Annotated in this window: 9 protein-coding genes; 4 read left to right on the top strand and 5 right to left on the bottom strand. The window is 41.9% G+C overall.

Annotated elements, in window-relative coordinates; translation table 11 throughout:
* Both B3D47_RS11115 and B3D47_RS11110 read right to left on the bottom strand, forming a co-directional pair.
* On the bottom strand, positions 1-554 hold a 554-nt coding region (locus B3D47_RS11115), incomplete at its 3' end, for an insulinase family protein (protein ID WP_286862035.1).
* A gap of 165 nt (positions 555-719) precedes the next feature.
* Positions 720-1,169: a GNAT family N-acetyltransferase gene (locus tag B3D47_RS11110; RefSeq protein WP_163168220.1), complete on the bottom strand. Its 450-nt coding sequence runs from the start codon at positions 1,167-1,169 to the stop codon at positions 720-722.
* 275 nt (positions 1,170-1,444) lie between these two features.
* Between B3D47_RS11110 and B3D47_RS11105 the strand changes: the two genes are divergently transcribed.
* Genes B3D47_RS11105 through B3D47_RS11095 form a run of 3 tightly spaced genes read left to right on the top strand, consistent with a single transcriptional unit; the run spans position 1,445 to position 3,413 of the window.
* Entirely contained in the window at positions 1,445-2,449 is a 1,005-nt protein-coding gene (locus B3D47_RS11105; RefSeq protein WP_262478727.1) for an adenosine kinase, read from the top strand.
* A gap of 14 nt (positions 2,450-2,463) precedes the next feature.
* A complete protein-coding gene (locus tag B3D47_RS11100) occupies positions 2,464-2,772 on the top strand; it encodes a Rieske (2Fe-2S) protein (protein ID WP_008305220.1) in 309 nt (102 codons plus the stop codon).
* Between the two features lie 20 nt (positions 2,773-2,792).
* The gene (locus tag B3D47_RS11095; RefSeq protein WP_076753468.1) at positions 2,793-3,413 is read left to right on the top strand and encodes an OB-fold-containig protein; all 621 of its coding nucleotides are present in this window, start codon (positions 2,793-2,795) and stop codon (positions 3,411-3,413) included.
* 60 nt (positions 3,414-3,473) lie between these two features.
* On the opposite strand, the gene B3D47_RS11090 is transcribed toward B3D47_RS11095, so the two are convergent.
* A complete protein-coding gene (locus B3D47_RS11090) occupies positions 3,474-4,166 on the bottom strand; it encodes a YidB family protein (protein WP_286862032.1) in 693 nt (230 codons plus the stop codon).
* 102 nt (positions 4,167-4,268) lie between these two features.
* Positions 4,269-4,739: a DUF6231 family protein gene (locus B3D47_RS11085; RefSeq protein ID WP_163168222.1), complete on the bottom strand. Its 471-nt coding sequence runs from the start codon at positions 4,737-4,739 to the stop codon at positions 4,269-4,271.
* A 34-nt stretch (positions 4,740-4,773) separates the two neighbouring features.
* On the opposite strand from B3D47_RS11085, the gene B3D47_RS11080 reads away from it, so the two are divergent.
* Complete coding sequence (locus tag B3D47_RS11080; protein ID WP_004812750.1) at positions 4,774-5,646, top strand: DUF2797 domain-containing protein; 873 nt, start codon at positions 4,774-4,776, stop codon at positions 5,644-5,646.
* A gap of 198 nt (positions 5,647-5,844) precedes the next feature.
* On the opposite strand, the gene B3D47_RS11075 is transcribed toward B3D47_RS11080, so the two are convergent.
* Positions 5,845-7,077, bottom strand: a 1,233-nt coding sequence (locus B3D47_RS11075) for a peptidylprolyl isomerase (protein WP_286862029.1), incomplete at its 5' end; no start/stop codon positions are given.

Raw genomic sequence — 7,077 nt, 5'->3', positions numbered from 1 at the left:
GCCAGCGTATGATAGAGCTGATCTGAAGGTGAACTCATCGCACCTTTCATTTCATTAAACACAACACCTTTGTAAACCGGTTCACCATTTTCCAGCTCAATACGGATCCCTTCCTGGGCAAAATCCAGCGGATTCAAGTTCGCTGCAAAAGCAGCATCCATATATACTTCTAACAGGTTCTGGAAGTCTTTATCATTCTGGGTTGCAAACGGATAAGCTGTCCAGTCTGCCGCAGTAAAGGCATTCATGAACGTGTTCAGGGAACGGCGAATCATCAGGAAGAATGGATCACGTACCGGAAATTTTTCTGAACCGCAAAGCGCGGTATGTTCAAGAATATGTGCTTCGCCTTTAGAATCCATTGGCTGCGTACGGAAAGCCACTAAAAAGACATTTTCATCGTGATTGGTCGCCAGGTGATAATGAATGGCGCCGGTCACATTATGTTTATATTCAGACACTAAAATGTCTAAAGCTTCAACATGGTGTTGACGTACCAACTGAAACGCAGGATGTACAGTTTGTGAAATGGTTTCAGTGACATCTACAGTCATGCGATCTCCTAATTTTTAGATAAAAAACAACTGATCGCATTATAGCTTTAGTTTTTGTTATTATTCACGCTGAAAACCGATCATTTTGATCGAATTAAGTAAACTTGGTCATTCAGAAAATGAATCACCAAGTTTATGAACCGTATTTGTTAAATTGAAAATCGGCTAGATCAGATATTTAAAGTAATTATAATTCGGATGGTTTTCGACAAACACATAATTTTGCTTCTGGTAAAAGCTCGCCGCCAGTTTGGTTTCAGTATGCAGGCAAAGTGCAGAATAATGCGGACGTGCTAACTGTTCCAGATAAGCCAGTAATTGTTTGCCTACTCCATGCTGGCGATATTTCGGATGTACATAGAAACGACGTACACGGCCAATACGCTCTTCCACACCATCTGGTCCCCATTGCTGGTTCAAACCGCCACAAGCAATCAGCTTGTCTCCATCATAAGCCACAGCAAGATATTCATTATCTTTACTAAAGGAGTTTTTTCCTGTGCGATATTCTTCAACTAATTTCTCAATTAAATCATAGCCTTCCTTTTTTGCCAGAGCAGCAAAAGTTTCAATTTGATCTGGTAATTGCTCGGCTTTTACGATTTTAATATCCATATATACACACTGTCAGAAATTGTAGTCTCGGCTCAACCTGCATTTGCATGAACATGCAGTTACAGGTGATATAACACTTATAAATAAAATCCGCTATTTAAATCAATGGCACGATCGCAGGATTACGAAATTTATCTGCTTTAATTCGACCAAAGTGCGAAATGAATGCCTTACAGCATACCCTAAAACTTTTTGAAAATGATTCAACACCCTATAGCAAACCTGAGCATTCGTGTAAACTTATGACTTTCGTTTTTTGAATGTGACTCTCTGACATGGCAAATGTTGATCTTTTTGCAATTGGTAATGCGCTAATTGACCAGGAATTTAAAGTATCTGACGACTTTTTAACTGCACACAACCTGCAAAAAGGCACCATGCAACTGACTGATGGTGAAACACAAGCTGCGCTGTATGAGAACCTGAAAGCCACGCAAAACTATAAAGGCCAGGCTTCTGGTGGTTCAGCTGCAAACACGACTGTGGCTTTTGCTGCGCTCGGTGGTTCAGCTTTCTATGCCTGCCGTGTCGGGAATGATGATCTGGGTCAAATCTACCTGGATGGTTTAAATGAAGCCGGCATACAAACCACAACCCGTTCAATCAGTGAAGGTGTTACTGGTACCTGTATGGTACTGGTAAGTCCAGATTCAGAACGTACCATGCATACTTATTTGGGGATCACTGCGGAACTGACTGACGTTCAAATCGATTTCACACCTCTCAAAACTGCAAAATGGCTATATATCGAAGGTTATCTGTCGACTTCAGAAACTGCCCGTCATGCTGTAGAACAGGCACGTACTATTGCCCGTGCCAGTGATGCGAAAATTGCTTTAACCTTGTCTGATCCAGCTATGGTGCAATATGCACGTGCCGGCCTGGACGAAATGATTGCAGATGGCGTAGATCTATTGTTCTGTAATGAACAAGAAGCGTTGATGTATACTGAGACTGAAACGCTTGAAGCCGCTTTAGTTAAATTGCAAGAAATCAGCCAACACATTGTCATTACATTGTCAGCCAAAGGCGCATTAATCTGCAATGAAGGTCAAAGCTTTACTGTACCGGGTCGTGCTGTAACTGCAGTTGATACCAATGGTGCTGGTGATGCCTTTGCCGGTGCTTTCCTGTATGCACTGAATGCAGGCCTAGGCTGGAAAGTTGCAGCTGAATTGGCAATTCTGATTTCAAGTCAAGTGGTTTCACAATTTGGCCCACGTCTGACCATTGCTGACTATGCTGCGTTATTGGAAAACTTCCAAAAGGAATGCGCTTAATGTTTAAAATTTGCATGACCGAAGACATCCCGGAACGTGAAGCACGTTCTTTTGAAACGCCAAATGGCGACACCATTTTCATTACTCAACGCGATGGTATGTTCTATGCTTACCAGAACCTGTGTCCACACTTGCAGGTTGAACTGGAGTTTCTGGAAAACCAATTTCTAGATCGTGATCAGGAATTTATTGAGTGTTCAACCCATGGTGCTTTATTCCTGGTTGAAACCGGAGAATGTATTTCTGGTCCATGTCAAGGTCAAGCACTTGAAAAAGTAGAGATTAACGTGCATTCTGATGGTGGGATTTACCTCACAGAATAACTCTGAAATTGGACGCTACCATGCCGGCATTTTTCGTAGACTATAACTTGATGCCTTTTCATTTAAGTTTATTCGCTGTGATTTTGCTGGGCGTGGTAGAAACCTTAGGTTATTTATTTAAAATTCGCCCGACGAAATTTTTGAAACAGATTTCCCCTTTCTACTTCCGCAATCTCGACCTGCTTAATGTTAAATTTTCGAAAATTTTAATTGTATTTTTCCTGCTGATGAATTTCAGTGTTGCCGGTTATGTGCTGCAACTGCTGATCTATTCTCAGGAACAGGAATTTCTACCGGCGTATTACCTGATTATTCCTGCGCTGATTATTGCGATTTTCTTTACAGTATTTATGATTCACTGTCTGGATCAGGTGATTCCACCTAAATACAAAAAACATCATGTCAATCTGATTGGCCGTCTGGCAACCATTTCCAGTGGTAATGCCCGTCCCGGATTTTCAGCTCAAGCCCGCGTAAGGGATGAATTTGGTCAGCTACATTATGTGCAAGTCGAGCCGGAATTTGGTGAGCTGGAATTTCAATCTCAGATTATTTTGATACGTCTGCGCAAATCACATTATGTGGCCAAAAAAATCAGCAAATCTAATCGTCTGTTTAGCCTGGATTTGGAACACTCATAATTTATAAAAATACAAAAAAACCCGGCATTTATAGCCGGGCTTTTTTTAAAGAAATTTCATTTAACGCTTTAAGAAACCTGAAACCATATTCAGGACATTCTGAATATCATTATTGGCTTCCTGCTTGCTGGTTTGCTCACCCTGCGGAGTTAATGAATCAATTATCTGCGGTAAGACTTTAGAAATAGCACTATATACATCTTGCTTTGGGGCATGCACCTGCTCAGCCACCTGTTCTACTTCCTGATCATCAAATAATAGCTGTAACTGCTGGTTATCCACGGGCGCATTCTCACCAGGACCTGTAGACACCCAGTCATCAACCTGAGTGTTTAAGCCTTGACCTTTAAGCTTATCCAGTGCTCCCTGTAAACCACCCTGCTTTTGAATCCAGGCAAGTACCAATGGCAATACGGCAATAAGTAAGGTCTTGGTTCCACCTGCTCCGAATCCTGATGATCGAGGTTGCTGATGCGTCTGCTGATTTGGCTGCTGCTGTGGCTGACCAGCACCACCCAGTTGACTCAGTACAGAACCTAAAATCCCGCCCAAGCCGCCTTGCTGGGATTGACCAGTTTGATGCGTATTACCCGGATTTAACTGTCCAAGTACGGCACCAAGAATTCCACCCAACCCACCTTGTGACTGTTGCGACTGGTTTTGGGATTGATGCTGATTGGTATTCTGCTGTTGCTGACTACCGCCTAAGGCCTGCTTGGCCAGCATCTCTACAATATTACTGAGGTTTGTCATACTGCTTATCCTGTCAATCTTTCTTACAGCATACGTGCTGAACAGAAGGTTGAAATGGATGAATATGTTAATATTTGCAATGAAATTTAGTAGATTTTTTCCTTACCAACGGAACTTATTCCAATTTTCCGGATTGGCCCAGAATTTGGAATTAAACCAGTCTGGAACATGTTTATAAGTCAGAATATTAAATTGCCATAGAGCAAAGTCAGCCTTATGTTTTGTTTTATCAATAAGTTGGGTTAGTCCTAAAGAACGGAGTAGTTTCTCATCCTGCAAACGGCTTACTACGACCAAACGTTTTGCAAATAAGTCACGCAGCTTGACCAATATCTGACTGATCAATTGATCTGATAACTCACTCGTTTCAGGTGTATCTAGCATCACTACTCCCAGATCATAACGTTGCTGAAAAGGCAGACTTAAAAAGTCAGATACGCTAAAATAATGCCATTGAATGGACTGATTAAACTTGACTTGGGTCAAATCCTGACCAATACAAATCGCAGTTTTTATGGGCTGTTCCTGCGCAAAATCGTCTAGCATCGAAGTGATGACATTCTGTTCAGCCATAACAGCATCCTTATGATTTAATTGAGTAATTTATATGGAACTTCAAGGCATTTGCCATAAAATGCATGCCGGTCTCAAGAACCTTAGTGTAACTGAACAAGATATACATAGGGCAAATGTTGAATATAAATTCATATTAGATCGTTCAGAAATTGATCTTCCATTTAGTCTAGGTCAAGAAATCGAGATCGAATGGACCGGTAATATCTACTGCGTGTCTTGTGGTACCAAAACATCAAAATCATTTTCTCAAGGTCACTGCTTCAAATGCTTTAAGACCAAAGCATCTTGTGACATGTGTATTATGAAGCCTGAGAGCTGCCACTATCATTTGGGTACCTGCCGTGAAGACACCTTTGCGCATGAAGTATGCTTCCAGCCTCATATTGTATATTTAGCCAATTCCAGTGGACTTAAAGTCGGAATTACCCGTGTCAACCATATGCCAGGACGCTGGCTGGATCAGGGTGCAACACAAGCCTTACCCATCATGAAAGTAGGTTCTCGTCGTCTTTCAGGTCAAATGGAAGTCATGTTCGGCACCCAGGTTGCCGATAAAACCGATTGGCGCAAACTGCTTAAAGGTGAGGCTGAGCCCCTTAACCTGATTGATATCCGTGATCAGCTGCTGGATGAATTCGAACCACAAATTACCAGTATTCGTGATGAATTCAGCATGAGTCTGGACTTTAATGAAAATGTCGAGATTCTGGAACAAGAACGCCCACGCGAGTTTATTTATCCGGTAGAAAGCTATCCTGAAAAGATCAAATCACATAATCTAGATAAAACCCCAGTGATCCGTGGCAAATTACAAGGTATCAAAGGCCAGTACCTGATCCTGGATACCGGTGTTATTAATATCCGTAAATATACCGGCTATGAAATTAAGGTTCGTGCTGAGTAAATCGAACTATTTAAAAAAGCGGGATAAAATGTCCCTCTTTTTTATTTACTCATCAGGGAATTTACTACCAAAATTTAAAACACGTTTCAGTATTTCAATGCATCCTTGACTCTAAAGATGGCTCTCTTATAGAGCAAAAACTTTTCCAGAAAATAAAAAAACCAGCTCGAAAGCCGGTTTTTTTTAAAGGAAAATCTGTTATTTGATTTTCGCTTGCGATTTCAGATAACGCGTATAATCATCAAATTCTTGCTGACCACGTAACTGGGCATAAAGTTTTGCCAGTTCAGTACGCTGTTCTTCACTTAAGACATCAATCGGATTCTTCTTCACTTCAGATACAGCAACTACTACCAGCTCATTAGGCAAGCTTGCAGTCGTCACAGACCAAAATCCAGCTTTAGGTGCTTTCAGGCTAAATGCTGCACGCTGTACATCACGTTTTAGCAAGCCTTCAGCACGGGTATAGATACCCGCATCTTCAAACACCAGATTACCTTTTGCTACAGAAGCAGCAGGTTTGGTCTTAAACTCATCCAATGATTTCTGAATCTGGGCTTTTGCAAGAGCTCGCGCTTTTTCTTCAATCAGTTCTGCTTTAACACGTGGTTTCGCTTCCGCCAGTGATTGCTCACCTGCTGCATGGTAATCACGCACTTTTACCCAGGCTACATCACCGTTTGCCAACTGTATGCTAGATGATACATTACGGTCACCATTCTTCACATCGTCATTGAACAGCTTCACTTTCACATTGGCATCACTGAGTAATGGATCCCGTGTAGACAATGTCACGCCTTTGGCTGATTGTACGCGAACACCTTTAACTTCTTGTGTTACCACATCCAGTGAGTCACTGCTGACCACCATATCATTCAGGCTATTCACAGTATCAGAGAATGCATTTGATTTTTTAGAAGCCAGCACCTCTTCAGTCAGACGTGCTTTTTGTGATTCAAATGATGGCACAGCTACATCAGGTGCCTGTACAGCAATGATGTGATAACCATAATCTGTTTTCACGGGTGCAGAAACCTGACCAGATTGTAATGAAGCAACAGCTTTATCAAAAGCATTACCGAACACACCCGCTTCATAAACTGCGATTGCACCGCCTTTGGCCTTAGATTCAGGATCTTCTGAATACTGAGCTGCAGCCTGAGCAAATGTTGTACCCGCCTTGATCTTAGCTGCTACATCTGTTGCGAGTTTTTGCGCTTCAGCTTCAGAACGGTTATCCGCAGTGATCAGGATATGTTTCACTTCTGGCTTGGCAGTCGATTTTTGCGCCGCGACAAAACTGTTATAGGCATCTTGTAGTTCGGCATCGGTTACTGTAACAGCAGCGGTATTAATATCACCCGCTTTTAAAACTACGTAATCTACATCCACACTCGTTGGCTGCTTGAATACAGTCTTATGCTTTTCATA

The sequence above is a fragment of the Acinetobacter sp. UBA3461 genome, from assembly GCF_002381195.1.
GTDB lineage: Bacteria > Pseudomonadota > Gammaproteobacteria > Pseudomonadales > Moraxellaceae > Acinetobacter > Acinetobacter schindleri.
The sequence above is the reverse complement of the archived record's forward strand: the minus strand, read 5'-3'. Positions and strand labels throughout refer to the sequence as shown.